This window comes from Pseudomonas sp. PLMAX, assembly GCF_046042685.1.
Classification (GTDB): Bacteria; Pseudomonadota; Gammaproteobacteria; order Pseudomonadales; family Pseudomonadaceae; genus Aquipseudomonas; species Aquipseudomonas putida_AE.
Map to the genome: position 1 here is coordinate 3655555 of NZ_CP064949.1, position 26633 is coordinate 3682187.

A 26633-nucleotide genomic window follows, 5' to 3' on the forward strand; every position below is an offset into this window, starting at 1 on the left:
GCACGGCGGCTTACGGCAAGGCGTAAGCCATCACGTAGTCGCCGCGATCGGTCGACTGGCGTGCACCACCGGCGGTGATGACGATGTACTGCTTGCCGGACTTCGGTGAGACGTAGGTCATCGGGCCGCCCTGGCTGCCGACTGGCAGGCGAGCTTTCCACACCTCTTCACCGTTGCCGCTGTTGAAGGCGCGCAGGTAGAAGTCCTGGGTACCGGCGATGAAGATCAAGCCACCTTGCGTTGACAGGGTGCCGCCGAGGGTCGGCAGACCCACCTTGATCGGCAGGTGCATGCGGATACCCAGGGGACCGGTGTCTTCAACGGTGCCGACCGGAACCTGCCAGGCGACTTTCTGTGTCTTCATGTCGATGGCGGTCAGCGTGCCGAACGGCGGTGCCTGACAAGGAATGCCGGCCACCGACAGGAAGCGGTTCTTGTTCACCGCATACGGCGTGCCCTTGAGCGGCACAGCGCCCATGCCGGTGTTCAACGCTTCGCCACCGGAAGTGGCCTGGCCTTTGTTCTGCGACGGGATCATCTGAATCCACAGACCCAGGCGCATGTCGTTGACGAAGATGAAACCGTGCACCGGGTCAGTGGAGATACTGCCCCAGTTCATGCCGCCCAGCGAGCCTGGGAAGCTCAGCGATTTATCCATGCCCGGCGCAGTGTACAGACCGTCATAACGCATCGATTTGAAATCGATACGGCACAACAGCTGGTCGTACGGGGTCGCGCCCCACATGTCGGATTCGGTCAGGTGCTGGGCACCGATCTGCGGCATGCCCACCGATTTCGGCTGGGTTGGCGAGTACGGTTCGTTGGGGATGTTGGCCGCCTTGACCGGCACTTCTTCAACGTCGGTCAGCGGTTTGCCGGTGGCACGATCGAGCACATAGATCTGCCCGGCCTTGGTGCCGATGACCAGCGCCGGTACGGTTTTGCCGTCCTTGGTGAAGTCGATCAGGCTCGGCTGCATCGGCAGGTCGAAGTCCCAGAGGTCGTTGTGAACGGTCTGGAAGACCCAGCGTTCTTCACCGCTGGTGGCATCCAGCGCCAGGATCGAGGCGCCGTAGGTGTGATCGAGCTTGCTGCGTTCGACACCATAGATGTCGGTGGAAGAACTGCCCATCGGCAGGAACACCGTGTTGGTCGCCGGGTCATAGGACATCGGCGCCCAGCTGTTCGGCGTGCTGCGTACATAAGTGCTGCCTTCTGCCGGCGCATTGCGATCCTGCGGATTGCCCGGGTCGAACGCCCAACGCATGGCGCCGGTGATCACGTCAAAACCACGGATCACGCCACCCGGCATGTCGGTTTGCACGTTGTCAGCCACGCGACCACCCACCACGACAGTCGTGCCGGCCATCAATGGAGCGGAGGACAGCTGATAGTAACTGTCCGGGACATTACCCAGTCCAGCCTTCAGATCCACCTGACCGTTGTTGCCGAACCCCTGGCAGAACTCGCCGGTGTCAGCATCGACCGCGATCAGGCGGGCATCGATGGTGTTGGTCAGCAGACGACGCTGGCAATTGGCAGCCGGCGCGGGCTTGGCTTCGATGATCGTCGAATTGCTCGGCTGGGCGATGACGGTGGAGGCGTCGAAATACGCCATGCCACGGCAACGCTGCCAGACTTTCGACTGCGCGTTGATCGAGTTCTTCCACAGTTCCTTACCGCTGTCGGCATCCAGTGCGATCAGGTTGTTGTGCGGGGTGCAGATGAACACCTTGTTGCCGACCTGCAGCGGGGTGAGCTGGTCTTCGGCGCCATTGCCATCGCTCTCGGCGACGTCACCGGTGTGGTACGTCCACGCGACCTTCAACTTGTCGACGTTGTCGCGGTTGATCTGATCCAGCGCAGCAAAGCGGCTACCGCCCTCGGTATTACCGTAGTGCGCCCAGTCCTTTTGCGCGTTGGCTGGCTCGACGGGCGTCAGGCCCGGGCCAGTGCCCGTGGCGGCGACAGTCGGGTGCGCAACGAACATGTTGCCAGCCGCCACCGCCAGCGCAATCGCCAACACCGCAGCGATGCCATAGGCACCGCGACCTGGCACGCCACCATTGGCACGCTTGAGCAGCGGGTAGACCAGCGTGACCGCCAGGCCAACGGCGCTGAACATGAACAGGCGCGAGAAGACCGGCCAGAACACCAGCCCGGCATCACTCACCGCCCAGATCGCCGTGCCCAGCAGAAACGCGGCGAACAACCAGGCACCGGCCGTCTTGAAGCGAGCGATCAGCAGACCGGAAACGGCCATCACCAGGCCACTCACCAGGAAGTACCAGGATCCTCCCAGGCTGACCAACTTCACGCCGCCCGCAGCCAGCGCCAGGCCGAGGAGGGTGATGATCACGCCCAGCCCGACCAGAATGAATTTTGATACGCCCGAGAGGCGTTGACTCTGCTTCACGTTGAATGTCCCGTTGAAATGAGGGGGGCATTATATAGTTAGGTAACTATCTAGTTAAACCATAAATTCTGAATGAAGCGTAGTTCGTTGCTCAATGGCGCGCCTGAACGACGGCCTGCGCGCCTCAGCTGACTTTGCGACCTTTACCTCGCGGCCGATCTGACTGCCGACCATGGCGCTTCAAAGCGAACATCAAGCCACCCAGCAAAAGCGTCGCGCCCACTACGACAGCGAGCGAGGGCCTTTGCGTCGTTACTCGCCATCCACCTTCAACCTGGCGTTGAGCATTCGATGGGGTAAACAGATTGCCCGACGTGGCCTGAGTCTGCGGCCTGTGTTGCAAGCCTAAGCGAGTCAACCAGCCCGACAGATACGCAAAGCCCGGCAGCAAAAAATGCGCTATCCGTGCCATCGTTGCAGCTGCGCCGACGGTAGTACTCGGCCTCGGACGTAATGCGCAAGCCACCATGGCTTCGGCGACGAGATGTGGGTCATAAACGGGCGGCGGGGGTTTCAGCGCATGGCCAGTGAAATTGCCACCGTCACGAAATCCTGGGGTGTCCATGACAGCCGGATAAATGTCACAGACATGAATATCTGGATAGTCATACAGTTCACCGCGCAACGCTTCGCTCAGACCACGCAAGCCATACTTGCTGGCGGAATAGGCAGCGGCATATGGCTGTGCAACCCAACTGCCCAGTGACAACGTATTGATCAGGATTCCACGTTTCTGCGCTTTGAAAAACGGCCATGCCACATAGGCGCCGCGCAGGTAACCCAACAGGTCCGTCTGCAGTACTTGCTCATGCGCTTCCAGCGGCGTTTCCTCAAAACTGCCTACCGCCCCGACACCGGCATTGTTGATCCAGATGTCGATGCGTCCGTCGCCGAAAACAGCGGCCTGGTCTGCCAAAGCGCGCATCTGCTCACTGTTCGTGACATCGGTGCGCACGGCCAGGGCTGAAGCGCCACGTGCTGTGCATTCTTCGACAACGTCATCAAGTGCGGCCTCGTCACGCGCACTCAACACCAAGCGTGCGCCCTTGTCAGCAAATGCATGGGCTGCTGCACGACCTATCCCACTTGAAGCTCCCGTGATCACCACCAGTTTTTCATTGAGCGCCGAGGACACAGGGTGAACGAGCACATCGGGACTTTTATCGACTTCGGGTGGGGTGGGTTCTTCTCGAGCGTTGTACCTCACCTCGTTCAGGTTCAGACGTGCACCATCTGCCAGGATGAGCGTCAGGTTTTCAATAGTGCCAGCGACCCGATTCGCAAACACCGGTTCTCCGGTAGGGTCGAGTTGATCGTAAAAAAACGTCTGTCCTTCCAGCCATCCGACCGTCGTCATCAACTCGGGCCCCAGGTAATACTTTCCATCGAGGAAGAATCCTGGAAAGTGTTGCGTACGCTCCAGGCTTTCGACGACATACCGCTCGCCTGGCTTCATACCGGTTTTTGGATCGATCATGGCGGCGTCCTCAGAGTGTCTTGGTGTTGCGATAGAGGACGACGCTTCGCGCAATGTTCCATCGAGATGACTCAATGGCTGCCCCGGAGGACGTCGACGATCGGTACGCGGATAAATCGAACGCTCGAAATTCGAAGCATCTCCAAGCTATACATCCTCAACGGTGAGGGTGCTGAGAGGTGCGTATGAATAATGATCCAAAGTTGCAGGGCGGTGCGGGACAAGACGACCCGATGCCAACTTCACCCGATCCACTGAGTCCTGGTCGCACTGAAGTCGACCCGATGAAGGAGGAGGGCATAGACGAGATACCTGATAACGAAGGTGAGCGTCCGCTTGATGATGACAGCACCGGACTGGATCCCGACCGGGTGCGTGAAGAAACGGACAATGCGGTAATGGACAGACAGCAAGATCCCCGGTAAAAAACGTGATCCAGCCCTGTATCCAGCGGGGCTTGTCACCGCTCATAAAATTCGAACCTTCGGATGCGCCCTTGAACGCGCAACACGAAAGTAAGGGGCCCTGCATGTCGGAACCGCCTTCTTCATTTGTAGCCCCCTTACGCGCCTTGTTTGTGCAGCTGACCCGTTCGGGATGGGGCGGCATGGTGTTTTGGCTGGCTCTACTGTCCGTGATGATAGTGCTGATGGTCAGCGGTTACGGAGCTTTCGCCGGGGCCAACAAGGACAATCTGCGTTTCGCTTTTCTTGGTGGGCTGTCGGGCTTTGCTGCGACAGCCGTGGGGGCTGTCGTCGCGCTTGCACTGCGCGATATTGCGGCGCGCACTCAGGACATCATGCTTGGCTTCGCTGCAGGGATGATGCTGGCTGCCAGTTCTTTCTCGCTCATCTTGCCGGGCATCGAAGCGGCCAAGGAACTCACCGGTAACGGTTTGCTGGCGGCCAGTATCGTGGTGCTGGGATTGGCGCTCGGTGTTGCATTGATGATCGGCCTTGATCGATTTGTTCCTCACGAACATGAGAAAACCGGCCGGCGCGGGCCTGAAGCCAAGCGTATCAATCGAGTCTGGCTTTTCGTCCTGGCGATCACCCTGCATAACCTGCCGGAAGGCATGGCGATTGGTGTCAGCTTTGCCACCGGCGACATGCAGGTCGGTATACCGCTGACGACCGCGATCGCCATCCAGGACATACCCGAGGGTTTGGCCGTCGCCATGGCTTTACGGGTGACCGGCATCTCGGCGCTGCGCGCGGCACTGATTGCAGTGGGGTCTGGCTTGATGGAGCCCTTTGGCGCCCTCGTAGGCCTTGGCATTTCCAGTGGCTTTGCCCTGGGCTACCCCATCGCACTTGGCCTTGCTGCGGGGGCAATGATCTTCGTGGTCTCCCATGAAGTCATACCAGAGACGCATCGCAACGGTCATGAAACGCCCGCCACTTTGGGACTGATGTTGGGTTTTGGCGTGATGATGTTTCTCGATACCGCGTTAGGCTAGGGCACGCTCCGTTTCGTCGGGACAGGTTCATAATTTTGGAACACCGACACCCCCCCGGGGTGCCGGCAGTGGATCTCACGTCCAGTCGCCGCGTTATTCGATTCGCGGATGCTGCTGCACGAGATGCTCGCGTTTAGCTTCCAGCTCGGCAATTTCTTTGTCGATGTCCTCGATCTTCTGCTCGATGTTGTCGTGATGTTCCTGAAGCAGTTCATGCGCTTCCTCAATGTCGGAAGCCGCCGGAGCTGCACCACGCAATGGTTTGTTGGCTGTTTCTTTCATCGTTACGCCGGTAATCAGCCCCACCACGGCAATCACCATCAGGTAGTAGGCCGGCATATAGAGATTTTCCGTGCTTTCCACCAGCCAGGCTACGGCGGCAGGGGTAAGACCCGCGATCAACACCGAGACGTTGAAGGCACTGGCCAAGGCGCTGTAGCGGATGTGAGTGGGAAACATCGCCGGAAGGGTGGAAGCCATTACGCCGATGAAAAAGTTGAGCAGCACAGCCAGCACCAGCAAACCGGAAAAGATCAGGCCGATCTTGCCGCTGTTGATGAGCATGAAGGCCGGGATGGCGAGGAAGAACAGGCCGACGCTACCGAAGATAATGAAGGGGCGGCGGCCAATCTTGTCGCTGATGAGCCCAATTACCGGCTGGACGAATAACATGCCGACCATGATCGCGATGATGATCAACACGCCGTGATTTTCGCTGTAGTGCAAGTTGTGTGTCAGGTAGCTCGGCATGTAGGTGAGCAGCATGTAGTAGGTGACGTTAGTCGCCACCACTACGCCAATGCAGGTCATCAGGCTGCGCCAGTGCTGGGTGGCCACCTCCTTGAAAGACACTTTCGGGCCAGTGGCAAGGCCCTCGCGATCACCCTGTTCCAGTTGCTCGACATGCTGCTGGAACGCCGGTGTCTCCTCCAGCGCGTGACGCAGGTAGAGCCCGATCATGCCCAGGGGCAGGGCGAGGAAGAAGGGCAGGCGCCAGCCCCATGCCTCAAACTGCTCTTCACCGAGAATGGTGGAAATCAGCACGACCAGACCTGCGCCGAAGACGAAGCCGGCGATAGAGCCGAAATCCAGCCAGCTGCCTAGGAAACCGCGCTTGCGATCCGGAGCATATTCGGCGACGAAGATCGAGGCACCCGTGTATTCACCTCCCACTGAAAAACCTTGGGCCATTTTAGCGAGCAACAGGAGGATCGGCGCCCAGATGCCAATCGAGGCATACGACGGAATCAGCCCGATGGCGAAGGTGCTGAGCGACATGATCACGATAGTGGCCGCCAGGACTTTCTGCCGACCATACTTATCGCCCAACGTACCGAAAAACAAACCGCCCAGAGGCCTGATCAGGAACGGAACCGAGAAGGTGGCCAACGCGGCAATCATCTGCACACCGGGATCAGCACCGGGGAAAAATACCTTGCCGAGAACATAGGCAACAAAACCATAGACGCCGAAATCGAACCACTCCATCGCGTTGCCGAGTGCAGCGGCAGTGATCGCCTTGCGCATTTTCGCGTCGTCGACAATGGTGATGTCTTCCAATCCGATCGGATTAACGGCTTTCTCAGGTGATTTCATGCGAGCCACCCTGTAACTGATTTGTCCTGATGCACACCACTGCGCTGCGGTGTGGCGCAGGCCAGACGAGCTTGCCTTTACCGATGCCATCTTTTTGATAGCACTGCTTCTTTTTGATCAGATACAGGAAGGCACGAAAAAATTCACATCTTGCGGTTATTTTTGCTGGTAGCCATGGCTGTCAACGCGGTGGTGTTGATCAGAGTCTTCGTTGTCCCATGCATTGACCAGCGATCGCCCAACTGATGAGTAAAGTGAGACTATTTGATGAGAAACACTCATCAAATATACATCTATGTGGACGGTAGAATCCTCTGACGTGGTCGCTGGTCTGGCTTCCATCCCAAATCCAAGTTGTGAGGCCTCATGAATATAAGCCGCGCCAACCTCGCAGACTTTGTCTACTTTCTCGCAATTGCTCGCCATCAGAGCTTTAATCGAGCTGGCATAGAGGTTGGGATCAGTGCCTCCGCCTTGAGCCATGCTATCAAGGGTCTGGAAACCAGAATCGGCGTTCGTCTACTCAATCGCACCACTCGCAGCGTCACCCTCACTGCGGCGGGCGAAGAGCTGCACAACCTGATAAGCGAGCCCATGCTTGAGATGGGGCAGGCCATGGAGGTTCTCAATCGTTTCCGAGATGAGCCAACTGGTCGTATTCGATTGAACTTGCTCAGCGATGCCGCAGATCTGTTGCTCGGCCCCGTATTGCCCGTCTTCAACGACCGCTACCCGGAAATCCAGATTGACCTGACTGTTACCAACCTGATCGTCGATGTTATCGGCGGAGGCCATGACGCAGGTATACGCTACGGCGGCACTGTTCCGGAGGACATGATCGCTCAACGTTTGTCGCCGGACATTCGCTGGGTCGTGGCTGGCGCTGCGCAATACCTGAAGCGCTTTGGTGTTCCAGAGCATCCGCAGGATTTGCTCAAGCACCGCTGTTTGCGCATTCGCTTGGGCAACGGCTGTATGTACGACTGGGAGTTCGAGAAGGGCGAGGAAGCAGTTTCGATTGCGGTTCCTGGGTTGATTACAATTGACGAAACCCGTGTCGGCCTGTCTTTAGCCCGTCAGGGGGCCGGATTGATGTATGCGCCAGAGCCGGCCATGGCGCCTCTTATCGCGAGCGGGTACGTCACAACTGTTCTTGATGATTGGGCCAGCATCGCACCTGGTTTTCACATGTACTACTCGAGTCACCGGCAGTTACCGATGGGGCTGCGTCTGCTTATCGACCTGATCCGCGAGCTGCAGCCCCTTGATGAGCCAGCGATCATCAGCTAGCGGTGGCCGGCGCGATCCGTTGAGGCACAAGCGGCCAGGAGCAGGCCAAGGCAGGCGACGCCTGCTTGAAAAGGCCTCATCGCGATGCCTCGTATTGCGCTTCGCTGACTGGCTCCATCCATACGACATTCTTTCCATCCACAGCCTCTTGAATCGCGATATGGGTCATTCCCGTGGTCGCGGTCGCCCCGTGCCAGTGTTTAACGCCGGGCGGTGTCCAGATTACATCGCCTGGCTTTATGACAGTTTTCTCACCGCCCACATGCTGAATCCAGCCAACGCCTGTGGTGACTACCAACGTTTGGCCTTTGGGATGTGTGTGCCAAGCCGATCGAGCCCCCGGCTGGAATGTCACCGCACCCGCAGAAACAGTAGAGGGTTCACGCGCAGCGAAAAGAGGGTCGATCCTTGCGTTGCCGACGAAATTGCCTGGAGCCCCCATCAGTGAGGCTTGGTCGCCATTCCTGACAATGCTCATGGCTTGATCCTTCGGAAGATCCGCTGCATGCGCAGATGCGTCGGACAGGATTGCGGCAGTCAGCATCGAGGCGGTGACGAGTGTTCTCATGAGGCAAGCTCCTGCTGGATATGCGATAGAGCTGACAAACTATTGCAAGACCCTCCTGAGGACTACGCGGTAAAACCGACATGAAGCAATGAATATCTCTCATTAGTCCGGCTGTGCGCCTGCTTCCACTGACTCGAGCCCTCTAGCGCAGTCGCTAGCTGGATTGCTGAGTAACACTCATCAGAACATCCCACATTCGCCCCATATTCATCTTCTTACTCCTTGATTAGCGTGGGTGGCCTCACCAGAGGAGATCGCCGACGCGGTTCTCTGGTTAAGCAGTAGCGCCTCCAGTTATGTCACAGGCCAATCCATCTCGGAATCGCCACCCACCTACCTATGCCAATCGGCATGCCAACTCGCGGTGGGCCAACAATACTTAATCGTCAGCGCTGGCGGTAATTCAGCCACGACGCAGAAGGGTGATTACGTGGTGGCGAATGCGCTGCCGCAGTGAAGGAGGGGGAAACCTGATGGGTAAACGTTTATTAGGAGTGGTCGCATTGGTTGGATTACTTGCGGGACAAGCGCTGGCCGCCGAAGAAACTGGCTTGGTGGTACGCATCGCGCAACTCGAAATCGATCCTGCACAGGTTGCGGCCTATCAAGCCGCAGTCAAAGAAGAGATCTCAGAATCGACTCGAGTAGAGCCGGGCGTCATATCAATCTACGCCGTCGCCGAAGTCGACCGCCCAAATTGGTTCCATTTCTTCGAAATCTACGCCAGCGACTCGGCATACCGAAGCCATATCGAATCGCCGCACTTCAAAAAGTACGCTGTTACAACGAAGTCGATGATTCTGTCGAAGCGCTTGATTGAAACCACGCCAATCGAGCTTAGCCCGCGGCCTGGCTCGTAACCGGCTAGTTCGAAAGAGATTTGCGCGCTGGGCAAGCTGGTTTTTCAATGGAGCAAAGCGATGAAAAATTTAAAGGTGATGGCAATTGCATTGGCGGGACTGGCGTTTTTTGCGGCGGGCAGTTGTCGCGTAATGGCATCGGACGACCATGCGGCAGCACCACCGGCCTACTATGTCGCGGAGTTTGAGGTTACCGATCCCGAGGGGATGAAGCCCTACAGTGCACAGGTTGAATCAACCTTCAAACCCTATGGAGGGCATTTCATCGTGCGTGGCGGGAAGACCATCTCGCTTGAAGGTGAAGCGCCAAAGCGACGCCGTGTTGTCATCGAGTTTGCGAGCGTCGAAAAAGCCCAGGCTTGGTACAACTCTGCGGAGTACACCGAACTGAGGAAAGTCCGCCAGCGTTCAGCCAAGACGGATGTCTACTTGATCGAGGGAGTACCGGCGCAATAGTCACAAATCGAAATCCTCCCCCAGTGGAAGCTTGGTTTTGGCACCGGCGTCATACTGATTCCAGGTATCCGCGAGCGTTGAACCATACAGAGAGATCTTTAGGTCTTTATTCAGTGAGTGGATGAATCCGACATATCGGACGTTAGCTGCAGGCGGCAGGAGCATGAGGTTGGTGCGGATATGGTGCGGTGGCGGCTGTAAAATTGCGTTCAGTACGAATTGTGAATAATCGAATCAAGCCGTATGGGGGGAGGGGAGTTTCATCAAGCGCAATGGGCGAGAGTTCACCATGAAACCTATGCCCAAAGCCCGCAAAAGCGGGCCTTGGGTTGCAAACCAGACTTACGATCGGCGTGCGGTCAACGCCGAGTAGCTGTTCATCAAGTTGCGATAGTTTGGAATGCGCTGGGACAAGAGATTACCCAGGCCTTCGATGTCGTTGCGCCAGTCGCGCTGTAGCTCACAGGCCACCGAGAACCAGTTCATCATTTGCGCACCGGCCTGTGTCATTCGGTTCCAGGATGCCTGTTGCACAGTGGTGTTGAACGTACCGGAAGAGTCAGTCACCACGAACACTTCAAAACCTTCTGCCAGTGCCGACAGGGTCGGAAACGCTACGCAGACGTCCGTGACTACGCCAGCGATGATCAATTGCTTGCGACCGGTGGCCTTGATTGCCTTGACGAAATCTTCGTTGTCCCAGGCATTGATCTGACCGGGTCGAGCGATGTAAGGCGCCTCAGGAAACATCTCCTTCAACTCTGGCACCAATGGGCCATTTGGGCCTTGTTCAAAACTGGTGGTGAGAATGGTCGGCAGTTCGAAAAACCTGGCGACGTCAGCTAGCGCCAACACATTATTCTTGAACTCGTTGGGTGAAAAATCCTGAACCAGAGAAATCAGGCCGGTCTGGTGGTCGACCAACAGCACTACTGCGTCGTCTTTGTTCAAGCGGTTGTAGGTAGCGTTGCTCATGATGAAGTCCTTTTGAAGTGAGTGAATGTTGTCGTTCAACATGGGCTCAGATTAAGGATCTGGAGGGTGCGGAAAAAGCAGGTGAAATGCGTTTGACTGTCAACTGATATGAGACAGTTCACAATTCCAAGCGGTCCGCAGTTTTTGCGGACGAAAAAAAACCCGCGATGGGGAGCGCGGGCTGGGAATCACAAAAGGAGCTAGATCGACTGTATGTAAGACGATGTGAAAATATTGTGAGAGGTCGTTGCCAGTGCGCCGCGCACACGGATTCGCCGCACCAGGTAACGCCTTGATTTTCAGATCCAGGTTTTATTCGAAATCTCAGGTTTCCAGGTGCAGCTCACATAAAGCGGGGACCCTCTAATACACGATTTAACATAATATACATTATGCGTACCCATAGGTATTCCACACAGGGCGTCTCCAAGGTACATTTCAAGCTCTCGGAAGTAATCTCTTTTCATTTTGAGAACTAAATCCCTTGCGTGGGTGCTTCGCTGCCAGGGAAAGACTTTACTTCTGCAGGCTTCGGAGCCGATTACGTGCGGCCCATGCCATTTTTCTTGTTCCTGAATCTTCTACACAGAATGCGAATATTGCGCGGAAATACTTGCGCTGGAGATCAAGGCAGCAGTTCTCAGAAGTAAATATGTGTAAAAACGGGAAGTAACCTTGTGATCTGCGTGGTACAGGCTCTGGCGCGGGCTTTGTGACCGTCATCGTGCCTGATTTTACGTCTGAGCGGAAAGTCCAGAAATGTCGCCCTTGATGAGCGTGATCGCACACCGTATGCGGATTCGCCTATTCGTTTGATTAAAGGAGCTTTTTTGGGACCAGTTCGCTCGTTTACCGCATACTTTCACGGCAGGCCCATCCGTAAACACGTCGCTGTGTGAAATCTGCAGCGTTCAGCGTGGAGTTGGTGCGCAGATTTCAAGGGCTGCCACACGTGCAAAAGATAAACGCCAGCTAGTTTACTTGCAAATGCTGAAGGTTTGCGGTGCACACCTTGTGCTTGAAGCCTGCTGAGCTATCCCGCCCCAAATGCCCTGGAAGCTCACCAAAGCCCGGCAGTATGCATAGCTCAGTAAAATGCTAGCCAGGTATCGTTTGTTAACCACAAACCTAACGTGTTAACCACCGTAGTTAACAAGTCAAAAAACAGGCTAACAGAGCTATATTGAACCTGCGTTTTAACCTTGATTTACCTAGCTTGCCTGGGATTTCAAGACTTTGTAATGCTGTTCGAGCTCCGAGGTTTACCTGTCGAAATGTTTACCCCTATTATCACTCGCGTTTCACCGTCAACAGCGACCGTAACCATCGGATTCAGTAGGCGTTGCCCATCCTTACCACCAATAAAACGTCAAGCTCAAACGTGCAAATTTCAATGGGCTTCTGCATTTTTTGGCACCCTGCTAGATTAGGTTGGAGCTCATCAGAGCGTCATGTCAGACGAATGATTTGTGCTCTTGATGATAGTCAATGCACCACCAACGGTCGGAAGCACCTTGACAGGTTCTATATGGAGAACATGAGCTAACTCAACTAAACATCCATTTAGTTGAGTTAGTTCTGTTTTGCTCCTAAGGTATCCACCAACAAAGATCGGCACACCAAGTGGCCAACAAAATATGGGAAGGTCTAGCGCTATCTAACAATGTGTAGCGAATTTTGCCAGACATCGCTGGATATCTCTAAATTCTCGCATCTTCATATCCTTTCTTGAAGGCACCAGCGCGCGTCATCACCCTCCTCGCTCCTATGAATCCTCGATTTATGACCGTTCTAGTGCGGCTCTGTCACTGCCCCCCACTGTGGGGGGCGTGACGGAGGTGGAACTTACTACTTTTGCGCAGTGCCGAAGCGGCGTCATCTTTGCCTGTATCGATGGCTTGAACCATCAATCCGAAGTGTCCAGTGCTTTGCTCCGCCGGCCTCGCATTCCCGACAATATCAAGAGAACAAAAAAATGGCTCTGTTCAGGATCCCTTTCGATGTCGTTGCGCACGCACTTTTTATCACCACTGCTACGCCAACGAGCGTGATATAGAGTTTCTCACTTCACCGACGCTCCCCCCTCGCCGCCGGGGGGGTAATAGTTGCTCGACATCTTCAGGATGGCCCTCAGAGTTTTCACCTTGCCGCTATTGGCAGTCCAGAGGAGCATCACCATGTTGTACGAGAACATCGATACTGCCGTCATAAACGATAACGACCTGCCGTGGGTCCCCTTCACGCCTTATGACGATAATGTCTTCATCAAATACTTCAAGTGCGACCCGGTTCGCGGTGAAACCATCACCCTGCTCAAGGCCCCGGCCGGCACCAGGCTGCTCAAGCACCACCACTCTGGCACGGTAATCGTCTATACCATCAAAGGCAGCTGGAAGTACCTCGAGCACGACTGGATCGCCACACCCGGTGGCGTGGTGTTCGAAACCGCTGCCACCAGCCACACCCCGATTGCCCTCACCGAGTACGGTGACGAAATCATTACACTGAACATCACCATGGGCGACCTGGTGTATTTCGACGAGAACAACAACGTCTGCGCCATCGAAAACTGGAAAACCGGTGTTGAGCGGTACCGAGCCTTCTGTGAAGCCAACGGTATCGAAGCCAAGGACATCACCAGCTTCTCGATATGACCCAGCCCTTGCGATCCCCTCCCCCTGAAGGGATCGCAACGAATTGCAATCCGCGCAGGATTAACGCTGCCGCGGCAGGTATCAGATTGATACAGGCCCAGCCTCCATACCCGGCAACAGCGTAACCTCTTCAGAAAAACAACAATTGATGGAGACACTATGTCCCAGAAGATGCCACGCTCCGGGCACTTCGCGCTGAAGCTGTGCATGCTGCTGTCCAGTTCGATCGCCGCCGCACAGGACACACTGCCCTTCCCGCCTACGCCTTCGGCCAGTGACGCCAAGCCGACGCTGCAAGAGTCCAGACACCAGAAGCGCCAGCAGCAATCGCATTTACCGGCCGACGCACCGAACATTCTGGTGATCATGCTCGACGATGCCGGCTTCGCGCAGTCGGACACCGTCGGCGGCGCCATCCATACGCCGACCCTGAGCCGGATTGCCGATAGCGGTGTGCGTTACAACGCCTTTCATACCACGGCGATCAGCTCGGCGACTCGCGCCGCGCTGTTGACCGGGCGTAATCACCACCGGGTTGGCAACGGCGTTATTGCAGAACTGGCGACTGACTGGGATGGCTATACCGGGGAGATCCCGAAGAGTTCGGCAACCATGGCCGAGGTGCTCAAGCAGTACGGCTACAGCACCGCCGCCTTCGGTAAATGGCACAACACTCCGCCGCTCGACACTACGGCTGCCGGCCCCTTCGACACCTGGCCGACCAGTTATGGCTTCGAACATTTCTATGGTTTTCTGGCGGGCGAAACGTCCCAGTACGAACCGCGCTTGTACCGCGACACGACACCAATCGAACCACCGCGCGATCCGAAATATCACCTCAGCGAAGACCTGGCGAATCAGGCGGTGAACTGGCTGCAGGATCAGCAGACCTATGCGCCGAACAAACCTTTTTTCCTCTACTGGACCCCCGGTGCCGTGCATGGCCCGCACCAGGTGAACGCCGAGTGGGCAGACAAGTACAAAGGCAAGTTCGCTGGCGGTTGGGATGCCTATCGTGAGCAGACCTTCGCCCGCCAGAAAGAGTTGGGCTTCATTGCGCAAGACGCCAAGCTCACGCCTCGTCCGGCGGAACTGCCGGCCTGGGAAAGCCTGACGCCGGAACAACAGCAATACCAGGCACGCTTGATGGAAGTCTATGCAGGCTTCATGGAGCATGCCGATACCCAGGCAGGGAAAGTTCTCGATGAACTGGAGCGCGAGGGTAAGCGCGACAACACTTTGATCTTCTATGTGTTCGGCGACAACGGCGCGTCAGCCGAAGGCATGGAAGGCACGATCAACGAATTGCTGGCTCAGAACGGCATTCCGGTGCCCAAAGAGCAGCAACTGAAAACCCTCAACGACATGTACGGTGGCCTGCCGGCGCTCGGTGGACCCAAGCTGGAAAGCATGTATAACGCCGCCTGGGCCTGGGCTGGCTCGGGGCCGTTCCCCGGGACCAAACTGGTGGCCGGTTATTTCGGTGGTACCCGAACTCCGCTGGCGGTGTCCTGGCCAAAGCAGATCAAGCCTGATGCCCACGTCCGCAGTCAATTCCACCATGTCAACGATATCGCTCCGACGGTCTACGACATCCTGAACATCACCGCGCCCAGAGAAGTCAATGGCATCGTCCAGGATCCGTTGGACGGCATCAGCATGCGCTACACCTTCAGCGACGCCGAGGCGAAGTCTAAAAAGCCGGCGCAATACTTCGAAGTGCTCGGCAGTCGCGGCATTTACAAGGATGGCTGGATCGCCTCGGTATTCGGGCCACGCAAACCCTGGGTTCAAGGCTTTGCACAATTCATGGGGTGGAATCCTGCGAACGACCAGTGGGCGCTTTACGATCTCAGCCACGATTACTCGCAAGCCACTGATGTGGCGGCCAGCCACCCAGAGAAACTCGCCGAGTTGAAGGCCGAGTTCGACGTTCAGGCCAAGGCCAACCATGTTTACCCGATTGGAGCCGGCCTCTACCCGTTTCTCGATCCGACAGCGCGTATCGCCACTAGCCAACGTGAATGGCATTTCAGCGACCGAACCAAGCGTATGCCGGAGTTGACTGCACCGAACCTGCGCAACCAGAACAACAAGGTTGTGGTAGACGCAGTCGTACCAGGCAACGCTAATGGCGTACTGTACGCCCTGGGTGGTATTGGCGGCGGTGTGAGCCTGTATCTCGATGATGGTTACCTGGTTTATGAGTACAACGCGCTCGCCGTCGCCCGGGTCAAGTTGCGCTCGGAGCAGAGAGTGCCGGCCGGAAAAGTCAGTATCGAGGTGCTCACCAGCATGACCGCGCCTAAACCTGGCTCGCCGGCGAACCTCAACCTGCGCCTCAATGGCCAGGAAGTGGCCAAGGGAGTCACGCCTTTCACACCACCGATACTCTTTACCGCAAGCGAGACCTTCGATGTAGCCGAGGACCTCGGCTCACCAGTGGCCCTCGACTACTTTGACCGCGCACCGTTTGCCTTCAACGGCAAGATCAACGATGTGCATGTCGTCTATATGCCCTAAGTGGTAACGACCGTCCCGGGCTCCCTGGGACGGCTTTTGCAACGGTTTGGCAACCCCTGTTTCCTGAACGACGGATACCGACATGCGTTTCGTTCCCCCACTCAATCAGATTGCCCTGTCCGTAGTCGATCTGCGCCTGACCGAACGCTGGTTCCGCGAAGGTGTTGGCCTGCTGCCCGCCGGAGGTCGTCGATGGATGATGCGTGGCCCCCTGGCTTCAAGGGTACAAGGATTGCCCAAGGCAGCCTCGACCTGCTGGTGGCTGGTGGGCAGCAACCCTTGGGCGCAACTGGAACTGTTTCAGTTCGAGCGTCCGCTGGCGCGTCCGTTGCCGACTGACTTTCGCCCCTGCGACATCGGCTATACGCGCATTGGTTTATGGGTGGCTGATTTTGATGAGACGCTGCTCCGTCTCGCCCGACTCGGCTCGCAACCGCTGTCCACCGTGCAGGGCCAGGCTGGCGAGCGCCGGGCCTGCGTGCGTAACCCCGATGGGGTTTATGTCGAAATCATGGAAGCGGATCCACTGGCCGGCCATGTCACGCCGGGGCATAACAGCCCTGTCGCGATCCGGTCGGTAACCATGTCCGTCCCTGATCTGCAATCAACCTGCGATTTCCTGCGGCACGGCATGGGACTGGCTGAAACCGAGACGTCGCTGCACAGCCCTCTACACGAGGCGCTTTGGGCCCTGCCCGGCGCGACGAAGAAAAGTTGTCTGTTTCTTGCCGGTGACGTGTTGCTGGAAGTCGTGCAATACCTGGAACCACGCGGCAAGGCCTGGCCCGAAGGCTATCGCCTCAGCGACCAGGGCATCCTCAATGTGGCCTTCGGTGCGCACAACAAACAGGACATGGTGGCCGTTTACCGTCGTGCCTGCGCCGCTGGCGCACAACCGAACTGTCGCCCCGTGCACCTTCCGCTATTCAATGTCGGCGTGGTTTACCTCAACGATCCGCAAGGATTTTCTTATGAGGTCCTTTGGCTGAAGCCTGGCAAGGCTGACCGTGCCTGGGGTTTCGAGCCGCTGCCGCAAGCGCGTCGGCCTGCGCCGGGCGCGCTCGGAGGGACGCTGGTCAAGCGCCTGAAACCTTACATCGAACGTTGCTGAGTCGCGCGCCCCGACTCACTCTAATTAATTACACAGGTGTTTGCATGGCCATCCCTGAACTGAAAAACAAAAAAATCCTCATCACCGGAGCCGGCTCCGGCATTGGTCGGGCGACGGCGCTGGCGTTCGCCCGGCGTGGCGCCTACATCATCGCCACCGACATCAACCCGCAAGCGTTGAGTGCCGTCGAGCTGGAGATGACCGACCTCGGTGCATCCTGCCTGGTGCAGGTACTGGACGTTTCGAGCGAAAGTGCGATGAAGACGTTTGCCGAGCAGGTGCATCTGACCCTCGGCCCTCTCGATGTACTGATCAATAACGCGGGTATCGGCTACCTCGGCCAGTTTCTCAAGAGCGATCTGGCCCACTGGCAACGGGTGATGGATATCAACCTGATGGGGGTGGTGCATGGTTGCTATCACTTCATCCCGCAGATGATCCAGGCGGGTGGCGCGCGCCATGTACTGAACATCGCCTCGGCGGCCGGCATTTATCCATCGCCGACCATGGCCGCTTATGCCGCCTCGAAACACGCCGTGTTCGGCTTCAACGAAGTGCTGAAGATGGAACTGGCCGGGACTCAGGTAGGCGTCACCACGGTGTGCCCGGGCATCATTAATACGCCCATCACTCAGTCGCGCAGCAATATCTCGCCTTCGGTCAGCGATGCCCAGCTCAACCGCCTGCAAGCCTATTACATGGCCAAGGGCTGCGCCCCGGAGCTGGTCGCGGAAGGCATGGTGCGCGCCGTGCAAAAAGGCCAGGACCTGTTGCTGGTCGGGCCATTCGCCAAACTGATTTTCAACATCAAGCGTATTTCCCTTGGGCTGATGCGCCGGATCGTTCTCAACGACGCGCGCAAAATCGGTTATCTGTGACCCTTGGTTGCCCCCCGGCCATGGGGGGCGCCGCATTATCGAGAGTCCTCTAGCCTGTGAGCCTGACCGAACTCGGTCGGCACAGCACGAGGCCTACTGTATGTTGACTTTCGACCCCCACTCCCAAGGCTTGCACCTTATGGCCAAGCCGGTCGGGCCGATCTGCAACCTCGATTGCAGCTATTGCTTTTATCTGGAAAAAGAACAGCTGTTCCCGCCCCGCGAGCGCTTCCGTATGCCCGACGAAGTGCTGCGAGCGTATGTGCAGCGTTACATCGCGGCGCAGAACAGCTCTGAAGTGGAATTCACCTGGCAAGGTGGTGAGCCGACGCTGTTGGGGCTGGATTTTTTTCAGCGGGCGGTCGCTTATCAGCGTCAGTTCGCCGATGGCAAGATCATCCGCAATACCCTGCAGACCAATGGCACCCTGCTCGATCACGAGTGGTGCGCCTTTCTCGCCCACGAAAACTTCATGGTCGGCCTCAGCCTCGACGGGCCGCGCGAGGTCCATGACCTCTATCGGCCAGACAAACGTGGCCGCTCCAGCTTCGACGACGTGATGCGCGGTCTCGGACTGCTCAAGCAGCATGGAGTGGAATTCAATGTGCTGGTTACCGTAGCCCGTGATGTTGCGAAGTATCCATTAGAGATTTATCGCTTTCTCAAGGCTGAAGGGGTCCGGCACATTCAGTTCAACCCGGTGGTGGAGCGCCAGCCCGGCGCTCCTGAAATCAAGCAAGGTATGAGCTTCGCCACGCCACCGGAACTGCGATTACACGCCGTTCCCGAAGTTTCTGTGGTGACCTCGCAAAGTGTCGAGCCCGACAGCTATGGCGATTTCCTCATCGCGATCTTCAACGAATGGGTATGCAAGGACGTTGGCGACATCCATGTGATGAACTTCGAGTGGGCGCTGGCTTCCTGGTGTCAGTTGGCGCCGTCGGTGTGCCTGTTCAGCCCGCGTTGTGGCAAGGCTGCGATTGTCGAGCATGACGGCAGCGTGTATTCGTGCGATCACTTCATGTACCCGGAATATCGACTGGGTAACATCCAGACCGACGATCCCGCCACCCTGCTCGCCTCCCCCGCCCAACAAGCATTCGGCGCGGCCAAGGAGCAAACGCTTCCGGCCATGTGCCTGCAATGCGACTACCGTTTCGCCTGCCATGGCGAGTGCCCGAAGAACCGCTTCATGACGGCGCCCAATGGCGAACCCGGGTTGAACTACCTGTGCCCGGGCTACAAGAAGTACTTCCGCCATTTGACGCCCTACATGAATGCCATGGCCCAATTGATCAGCCACAACCAGCCGGCTTCGCTGATCATGCAGGCCTTCAGCGGCCCACTCCTCGTACCGCTTGATCGCTAAAACACCGCAGGTCTCAATCTTGTTCAGGACGCGACAACCGTCGTAAAAAAGCCCGGCATGCAGTGCACTGCATGCCGGGCTTCTTTTTGCGTTGAATCAGTTGGCTTTTCTGAGCAGGAAGTGCGATAGCGCCGGGATCAGCACCAGTGCACCGATCATGTTCCAGATGAACATGAAGGTCAGCAGGATGCCCATGTCGGCCTGGAACTTGATCGGCGACCAGGCCCAGGTGATGACGCCCGCCGCCAGCGTGATACCCACCAGGGCCACGACTTTGCCGGTGAAGGCGACGGAGTTCTTGTAAGCCTCGGTCAAGGACAGACCGGCACGTTGCTGCGCCAGTTGCACGCTCAACAGGTACAACGCGTAGTCCACGCCGATGCCCACACCCAGGGCAATCACCGGCAACGTGGCCACCTTCACCCCCATGCCCAGCCAGACCATCAGAGCCTCGCAGAGAATCGAGGTCAGCATCAACGGCACCACCGCCACGACCACGGCACGCCAGCTGCGGAAGGTGATGAAGCACAACACGATGACCGCGCCGTACACGTAGAACAGCATGGTGCGGTTGGCTTCGCGTACGACGATATTGGTCGCCGCTTCGATCCCCGCACTGCCGGCGGCGAGCATGAACTGGCGATCATCATTGCTGTGTTCCCGGGCGAACTGATCAGCAATCTTCACCACATGATCGAGAGTTTCGGCCTTGTGATCGGCAAGGTAAGCCACCACTGGCATCATCGAGCAGTCGTTATTGAACAGCTCAGGGTTGTTGACCGAGGCTTGTTGCGCGCCGTAATTAAGTACGTCCTGATTGCGCGCGATGGTCAGCATCTTCGGGTTGCCCTCGTAAGAGCCCGCCGTAATCTGCCGCACGGCATTGACCAGCGACACCGTGGTTTGCACGCCCGGCTGTTGCTGCAGCAACCAGCCGAGGCGGTCGGCCTCGACCAGGGTTTCGTACTTCAGGCAGCCTTCGCTGGCGGTTTTGATCATCACGGCGAACTGGTCGCTGGAGAGCGAGTAATTGGCGGTAATGTAAGCGTTGTCGCGATTATAGCGCGAGTCCGAACGCAGCTCGGGTGCACCGGGGTCGAGATCACCGATCTTCAGATGAGTGCTGACCATAAATCCGCCGACTGCCAGCAGGCCCGCCACAACGACTGCACCGGTTGCCCAGCGACGCTCGGTGAAGCGGTCGAGGAAACTCCAGAGATTGCCCAGGCCCTTGCCCTGTAACTCCTTGCCTTCCTGGCGCAGGGTACGGGCTGCCGCCTTACGGCTCACCCCGCAATAAGACAACAGCACCGGCAACAACACCAGGTTGGTGAAGATCAGCACCGCCACGCCAATGCTGGCGGTAACGGCCAGGTCCTGGATCACCGGAATGTCGATCAGCATCAGCACGGCGAAGCCGACGGCGTCGGCCAGCAGTGCGGTCAGGCCGGCGAGGAACAGGCGGCGGAAGGTATAGCGTGCAGCCACCAACTGATGGGTTCCGCGTCCGACGTCCTGCATGATGCCGTTCATCTTCTGCGCGCCGTGGGACACACCGATGGCGAAGACCAGGAACGGCACCAGGATCGAAAAAGGATCAAGCGCATAGCCCAATAGCGTGACCAGGCCGAGCTGCCAGGCCACCGCGATGACCGAACAGAGGATCACCAGCGTGGTGCTGCGCACGCAGCGGGTAAAGAAGAAAATGATAGCGGTCGCGATCAACGCGGCGGCGGCGAAGAACATCATCACTTGCACCAGACCGTCGATCAGGTCACCGACCAGCTTGGCGAAACCGATCACACGGATCTTGATCGGGCCTTTGCCCTCTTCAGCGGCAACGTGTACCGCGCTGTTGCCAGCAAACTCAAACCTAGTGCGCAGCTGCTCTTCGAGCACGCGCGAAAAGGCATGGTAGTCGATGGCTTCGCCCGTGACCGGGTCCTTCTCCAGCAACGGTACAAAGATCATGCTTGACTTGAAGTTGTTGCCGACCAGGCTGCCGATGATGCCCGAGCGGGTAATGTTTTGCCGCAGTTGCTCGACGCCCTTGGCCGAGCCGTCATAGGCGTCCGGCATCACCGGCCCGCCCTGGAAACCCTCCTCGGTCACTTCAGTCCAGCGTACAGAGGGGGTCCACAACGACTTCATCCAGGCCCGGTCAACGCCTGGGGTTATGAACAAGGTGTCGTTGACTTGCTTGAGTACCTCAAGGTACTTCGGATCGTAGATGTCGCCTTCGCTGTTCTCTACCACCACCCGCACCGCATTACCCAGCCCGCGCAGGGACTGACGGTTGTCCAGGTAGTTCTGGATAAATGGCTGGCTCTGCGGCAGCATCTTTTCGAAGCTGGCCGTAAGCGTCAGCCGGGTGGCCGCGAAGTAACCGAGCAGGAGGGTCACCACCAGGCAGGTCAGCACTACCAGCAAGCGATTGTTGAAGATCAGGCGTTCGAGCAGGTTACCGGAGCGTGCATCGAAGCCCTTGAGCTCCTTGACCACCGGCATCGTATCGAGTTCGTAGGTACCCATATCGGTTCTTGTCTCTTTTGTTATACGCAAGTGGGCTTATTCGAGGGGCAGTTGACGCAGGCCACGTGCACCGGCGAGCACCAGTGCTCCCGAAGCCGATACCTGGGCCGCGGCCACCGGTGCCAGGCCATTTTGTGGCTGCAATTTGAAACTGACGCCGTCGTCAACGCTGACCAGCACGTGACCGGCCTGGCTGAGCAGGACGATTCGCCCATCGGTTGTAACGGTACTGGCGGTGATGCTTAAAGGCAGGCCGAGCTCGACCTTGCTCCAGCTGACGCCGCCATCGACACTGCGGTACGCATTTCCGCGCAGGCCGAAGACCAGCACTGCACCGGGTTTGCCGGTGACGCCGAAAAAGGTGCCGTTGTACGGTGTGGGGATGGCGTTGAAACGCTCGGCTACCGGGTCGAGCTTGAGCACCAGGCCTTGTTCGCCGACGATGAACAGCTCATTGCCGACGGGACGCAACGCATACAGGTTCAGCGCAGCAGGATTTTCTGTGCGATCAAGCCAGGGGCTCCAGTGTTGACCACCGTCGTCGGTGCGAAAAATCAGGTTGAAGGCCCCGACGATGTAGCCGACGCGATCGCTTTCGAACCAGACATCGAGGAACGGTTTATCCGCGCCCTCGTCGCTCATGCGCTGGGCCTCGGCGACCCGTGTTTGCAAGTCGCTGTTCTCAGGCTGTGCGGCGGCCATTCGCTGGTAGTACGCGAGCATAACCGGGCCGACCTGACGCCCATCAAACTGGCGGATCCAGGTTTGGCCCGCGTCACTGCTATGCAGCACTACCCCGTCATGCCCAACGGCCCAACCTTGGAGTGGCGTTGGAAAATGCACGGCAACCAGATCAGAGCTGACCGGTACGTTAGCCTGCTGCCAGTGCACACCGGCATCGTCAGAGTAAAAAATATGGCCGCGTTGACCGACGGCAATCAAACGCTCGCCGGCAGCCGCCAGCCCCGTGAAAATACCGTGCACGGCCTTTTCCGTCTGGATCGCCGGTTTGTCGAGCGTATCGATAAAGTCCGCCGCTACGACAGCTTTGCCAAAAGGCAGTGTCAGCGCCGAACCCAATGCAATGAGCTTTATCCAATTCGAGATTTTCATAGGGGGTTCCAGGATAAAAAAGCCACCGGAAGGCGTACTGCCTCCCGATGGAAATACCTCTATGGCGGTCGGTTAACGGATACCCGCGCCGGCCAGCGACTCCGGTGCCCACTGGGCTTTGGAAAGCGGCTCGATGTACTTGACGCCGCCATAGGGGCCATAGATGCCAAGGATGTTGTAATTCCCGGAGACGAAGTCGTAGAACATGTGGTTGTCCGAGTTCGGCGCCTGCACGTCATAGCTGTAGGCCATGTGCGCGAAAGCACCGCGGTAGAGCTTGCCATTGGCGTCGTATTCGTCAGAGGCCAGCGCGATCCAGCTGTCTTCGTCGAGGTAGAAGGTGCGCTTGTTGTAGATGTGGCGCTTGCCCGGCTTCAGCGTCGCCTCGACCACCCAGACACGGTGCAACTCCCAACGTACCAGGTCGGGGTTGACGTGGTTCGGCGTGGTGATGTCGGCCGCCTTCTCGTGATAGTTGAGCTTGTAGGTGTTGTACGGAACGATCATCTCCTTCTTGCCCACCAGCTTGAAGTCGTAGCGATCCAGCGCCCCGTTGAACACCCAGGCGTCGTCATAGGTCGAGCTGCCGGCCGAGCCCGGGTTCGGGGTGTCATAGGCAATGTCCGGCGCCAGTTTCACCCGCCGTTGACCCGGCAGGTATTGCCAGCCGCGACGCTCCTGCTTCAACGGGTTGACCGCGTCCTGCACCAGGATCGCTTCACCGGCGCGACGGGCCGGTCCCTGGTAATAGAGTTTGGTCTTGAAGTAGATGTCGCTCTCTTTGGCCGGCGTGGTACGGGCCGGGTCGTACAGCGGGTACTCGAGATACGCATTGCCGGTGGTGGCCAGGCTCGCGTGACCGGAAGAGTCGACGTTCCAGGAATCGTACTTCAAGTTCGTGGCGTACCCCTGGTAGCGCAACAAGTGATTCCACATGGCTTCATAGCCATCGTTGGGGATCGGAAACGGCACGCCCGGCAAGGAATTTTCCAGGGCCACACCGCCCTCGAGAGACTTGGTTCCTACGGCATTCTTCGCAGTGTTATCGAGCAGTCTTTGCGGCAAGGCCACGGTGCGATGGGTCGGGTAGACATCGACGCGGAACGTCGGATAACGCTTAAGCAGTTCCTGGGTTGAAACCGTCAACTTGCTGGAAAACTCACCAGCATTTTTCCCGGTGATCACCACCTTCGGCTTTTCCGACTCGAACGGGTCGGGACGCATGGAACTGCCCTTCTGAAACGAGGCCGGCGGCGTGATCAGGCCGCCGGTGTAGGCCGGGATGCTGCCGTCGGCGTTGCCTGCCTTCTCGGCGCCGACGCCGGTCAGGGTGGTACCGAGCTTCGCCGCCTGGTCAGGGGATACGGCCGCGTGCGCGCCGCCGGCGACGGCCAGCGTCAAAGTGGTGGCCAGTAAAGTTTGAGCGAATTTCATAGGGTCTCTCCTGTTGCTGAGCAACGGTTCGATCAGATAGTCGTTTTGAATGTGAAAGTGACCATGCCGCGATCCTTGAGCTGCGATGGAGTGCCGCCGAAGGCGGTGGTTTGACCGGGCACGCAGTTGTATTGCCCGTTGGCGCCCGGTGCGGCGCCGTCTCCCTGACTGCCAGCGTTGCCTGGCGAACTGCAGGTATCGAAAGGACCGAAGTTGTCCACGTACTTCAGGTCGAAGCGATACTGGCTGCGCACATCCATGCCGACGCCGACCGAATAGCTGCCAGCGTCCTCATTACCGCCCAACTGCACGGCGGAGTTGCCATTGAGGCCGACGTTGTAGGTCATCGGCATGTACATATCGATGCCAGGGAACACCTGGTACCAGGTCGGGTTGAAGTTGACGCCGAGGATGTAGTTGTCCTTGGTGACCTTGTCGGTGCCGTGGTACCAGTCCTCGCCCTTGAACAGTTGCTTGTTCTCGGTCACGTCCAGCCAGTGGCTATAGCCGAGCTCGACCAGCAACGAGGAACTGTCCCACAGTGGCGTGTCGCCAAAGGTGGTCAAGCCGTTGAGCACCGCATGCACGGTGTTGCCGCGGGCCACACCGTTTTCGCCGTTGAAACTGCCGATGAATCCCGGCAATCCCGCGGCGGCCGCCGCCGGGCTGACACTGCCCGGCACGCTGGCCAAGGGCATGTTTTCGCGGTAGTTGAGGTCGAACCCGACGCTGACCCCGGCGATGCTTTTCGACAGGCTGATGCCATAGATATCGATGTCATCGACGTAGAACTGGTTGTAGCTGCCGATGTTGCCCGAGATCAATTGCGCCGGACCGACAGCGGTCGGCTGCAGGGCCAGGTTCGGCAAGATGTCGGAGGTGTTGCGGTAGTAGAAGCCGAGGGTGCCGTCCAGCCATTCCGGGCTCCACTTGGCCATCAAACCGAAGTCGCCGTGCTTGTCCGGAGTGAAGGTATGGCCATTGCTCAGGCGCAGAAACTGATTGGCGCCCAATGGACCGGGCGTACCAAAGCGGGGATTTTGTGCACCAATCAACGACAGGTTGTGCCCACCATTCTGAATGCCATCGTTGAAGCCAAGGTACGTGCCGGACTCCGGCAGGCGTGCGGCATCCCAGTCGAGGAAGTACTGCGCCGCGAGAGTCAGTTCAGGGTTGACCGTGAAGCTGGTGGACAATTGGTTACGCGGAATGAACAACTCCTTGGCCTCGGTGCCTGGCACCGTCAGCGCTTTAGTAATGTCCAGACCGGACTGGCCGTAGCTGTTGCCATGGGCAAAGGACAGGATGCTTTCACCCCAGTACTGGGTGTGCTTGCCGAGCTTGGCGCTGAGCATCGACTCTTCGCCGACTTCAGTGCTGCCAAACACAAAGGCATCGAGAATCTCGGCTGATGGACCGTTGTAGTAGCGATCGACGTAACCACTCACATGGCGTGAGTCTGGAACCCCGTTGTTGAGCTGGTTGGTCGCCGCGTTGTCGCTACCGACATTGTCATAGGCGTGGTCGTACCAGCTGTTGGCACTGACGCGAAAACCGGCCTTTTCCTTGTAAACCACGTCCAGTTCGGACAGCACATCCAGCCGCTGGGACACTGCACTGCCCGAAGAGAAGTTGCGGTCCCCGTCGTTGTTGTTCCATGAATTGGCCAGTTTGCTGTTGGGGCTTTCGACCCGCTGGGCATAGTTGAACTTGAAGGTATTGTCGAAACGCACCGACAGGTCTTCATTACCCGTATCGATTTCCACGGCATGCACCGGAGCGATCCCCAGCCCGGCAAGGATCGCGGACGCCAATAGCCCTTTACGCAGGTTTGCGTGGCAGATCTTATTGTTGTTCATCTAACTGGCTCACCTTCTCTATGGTTCACGAAAAAGTCATGCATTGCATCGACAGGGCTCTGT

Annotated in this window: 19 protein-coding genes; 10 read left to right on the forward strand and 9 right to left on the reverse strand. The window is 57.8% G+C overall.

The window, feature by feature from the left end; genetic code table 11:
* Window positions 1-10 precede the first annotated feature (10 nt).
* Both DKB71_RS16830 and DKB71_RS16835 read right to left on the reverse strand, forming a co-directional pair.
* The gene (locus DKB71_RS16830; protein WP_408596010.1) at window positions 11-2416 is read right to left on the reverse strand and encodes a glucose/quinate/shikimate family membrane-bound PQQ-dependent dehydrogenase; all 2406 of its coding nucleotides are present in this window, start codon (window positions 2414-2416) and stop codon (window positions 11-13) included.
* A 124-nt stretch (window positions 2417-2540) separates the two neighbouring features.
* Window positions 2541-3893 carry an SDR family oxidoreductase gene (locus DKB71_RS16835; RefSeq protein WP_408596012.1) on the reverse strand — a complete coding sequence of 451 codons (1353 nt, stop codon included), beginning with the start codon at window positions 3891-3893 and terminating at the stop codon, window positions 2541-2543.
* 185 nt (window positions 3894-4078) lie between these two features.
* Here DKB71_RS16835 and DKB71_RS16840 point away from each other — a divergent pair, with 185 nt between their 5' ends.
* Entirely contained in the window at window positions 4079-4318 is a 240-nt protein-coding gene (locus tag DKB71_RS16840) for a hypothetical protein (protein WP_408596014.1), read from the forward strand.
* A 212-nt stretch (window positions 4319-4530) separates the two neighbouring features.
* Complete coding sequence (locus DKB71_RS16845) at window positions 4531-5352, forward strand: ZIP family metal transporter (RefSeq protein ID WP_408601113.1); 822 nt, start codon at window positions 4531-4533, stop codon at window positions 5350-5352.
* A gap of 93 nt (window positions 5353-5445) precedes the next feature.
* Here the strand turns inward: DKB71_RS16845 and proP are convergent, their stop codons facing one another.
* Complete coding sequence (gene proP / locus DKB71_RS16850) at window positions 5446-6948, reverse strand: glycine betaine/L-proline transporter ProP (RefSeq protein ID WP_274075354.1); 1503 nt, start codon at window positions 6946-6948, stop codon at window positions 5446-5448.
* Window positions 6949-7314: 366 nt separating this feature from the next.
* Here proP and DKB71_RS16855 point away from each other — a divergent pair, with 366 nt between their 5' ends.
* Entirely contained in the window at window positions 7315-8238 is a 924-nt protein-coding gene (locus tag DKB71_RS16855) for a LysR family transcriptional regulator (protein ID WP_323609198.1), read from the forward strand.
* A gap of 76 nt (window positions 8239-8314) precedes the next feature.
* Here DKB71_RS16855 and DKB71_RS16860 read toward each other — a convergent pair whose 3' ends face one another.
* Window positions 8315-8806, reverse strand: a complete 492-nt coding sequence (locus DKB71_RS16860) for a cupin domain-containing protein (protein ID WP_408596017.1) — start codon at window positions 8804-8806, stop codon at window positions 8315-8317.
* A gap of 473 nt (window positions 8807-9279) precedes the next feature.
* Here DKB71_RS16860 and DKB71_RS16865 point away from each other — a divergent pair, with 473 nt between their 5' ends.
* On the forward strand, window positions 9280-9666 hold the full coding sequence (locus DKB71_RS16865; protein WP_408596019.1) for a putative quinol monooxygenase: 387 nt from the start codon (window positions 9280-9282) through the stop codon (window positions 9664-9666).
* 60 nt (window positions 9667-9726) lie between these two features.
* Entirely contained in the window at window positions 9727-10122 is a 396-nt protein-coding gene (locus DKB71_RS16870) for a DUF1330 domain-containing protein (RefSeq protein ID WP_408596021.1), read from the forward strand.
* Between the two features lie 342 nt (window positions 10123-10464).
* Here the strand turns inward: DKB71_RS16870 and ycaC are convergent, their stop codons facing one another.
* Window positions 10465-11097 carry an isochorismate family cysteine hydrolase YcaC gene (gene ycaC / locus DKB71_RS16875; protein WP_323625886.1) on the reverse strand — a complete coding sequence of 211 codons (633 nt, stop codon included), beginning with the start codon at window positions 11095-11097 and terminating at the stop codon, window positions 10465-10467.
* A gap of 2177 nt (window positions 11098-13274) precedes the next feature.
* On the opposite strand from ycaC, the gene DKB71_RS16880 reads away from it, so the two are divergent.
* The 5 genes from DKB71_RS16880 to DKB71_RS16900 all read left to right on the forward strand — a co-directional run bounded on the left by DKB71_RS16880 (window position 13275) and on the right by DKB71_RS16900 (window position 19632).
* The gene (locus DKB71_RS16880; RefSeq protein WP_323625794.1) at window positions 13275-13751 is read left to right on the forward strand and encodes a 2,4'-dihydroxyacetophenone dioxygenase family protein; all 477 of its coding nucleotides are present in this window, start codon (window positions 13275-13277) and stop codon (window positions 13749-13751) included.
* 159 nt (window positions 13752-13910) lie between these two features.
* Window positions 13911-16274, forward strand: coding sequence for an arylsulfatase (locus DKB71_RS16885; RefSeq protein WP_408596024.1), 2364 nt, complete (start codon window positions 13911-13913; stop codon window positions 16272-16274).
* 82 nt (window positions 16275-16356) lie between these two features.
* A complete protein-coding gene (locus DKB71_RS16890; protein ID WP_408596026.1) occupies window positions 16357-17385 on the forward strand; it encodes a hypothetical protein in 1029 nt (342 codons plus the stop codon).
* Between the two features lie 44 nt (window positions 17386-17429).
* Window positions 17430-18263: an SDR family NAD(P)-dependent oxidoreductase gene (locus tag DKB71_RS16895; protein ID WP_408596028.1), complete on the forward strand. Its 834-nt coding sequence runs from the start codon at window positions 17430-17432 to the stop codon at window positions 18261-18263.
* A gap of 100 nt (window positions 18264-18363) precedes the next feature.
* Complete coding sequence (locus DKB71_RS16900) at window positions 18364-19632, forward strand: anaerobic sulfatase maturase (protein WP_408596030.1); 1269 nt, start codon at window positions 18364-18366, stop codon at window positions 19630-19632.
* Window positions 19633-19728: 96 nt separating this feature from the next.
* On the opposite strand, the gene DKB71_RS16905 is transcribed toward DKB71_RS16900, so the two are convergent.
* The 4 genes from DKB71_RS16905 to DKB71_RS16920 all read right to left on the reverse strand — a co-directional run bounded on the left by DKB71_RS16905 (window position 19729) and on the right by DKB71_RS16920 (window position 26570).
* The gene (locus DKB71_RS16905; RefSeq protein ID WP_408596032.1) at window positions 19729-22164 is read right to left on the reverse strand and encodes an efflux RND transporter permease subunit; all 2436 of its coding nucleotides are present in this window, start codon (window positions 22162-22164) and stop codon (window positions 19729-19731) included.
* Between the two features lie 36 nt (window positions 22165-22200).
* Window positions 22201-23277 carry a YCF48-related protein gene (locus tag DKB71_RS16910; RefSeq protein WP_408596034.1) on the reverse strand — a complete coding sequence of 359 codons (1077 nt, stop codon included), beginning with the start codon at window positions 23275-23277 and terminating at the stop codon, window positions 22201-22203.
* Between the two features lie 72 nt (window positions 23278-23349).
* Entirely contained in the window at window positions 23350-24711 is a 1362-nt protein-coding gene (locus DKB71_RS16915) for a DUF1329 domain-containing protein (RefSeq protein ID WP_408596036.1), read from the reverse strand.
* Window positions 24712-24743: 32 nt separating this feature from the next.
* Window positions 24744-26570: a DUF1302 domain-containing protein gene (locus tag DKB71_RS16920; protein WP_408596038.1), complete on the reverse strand. Its 1827-nt coding sequence runs from the start codon at window positions 26568-26570 to the stop codon at window positions 24744-24746.
* Between the last annotated feature and the right edge of the window lie 63 nt (window positions 26571-26633).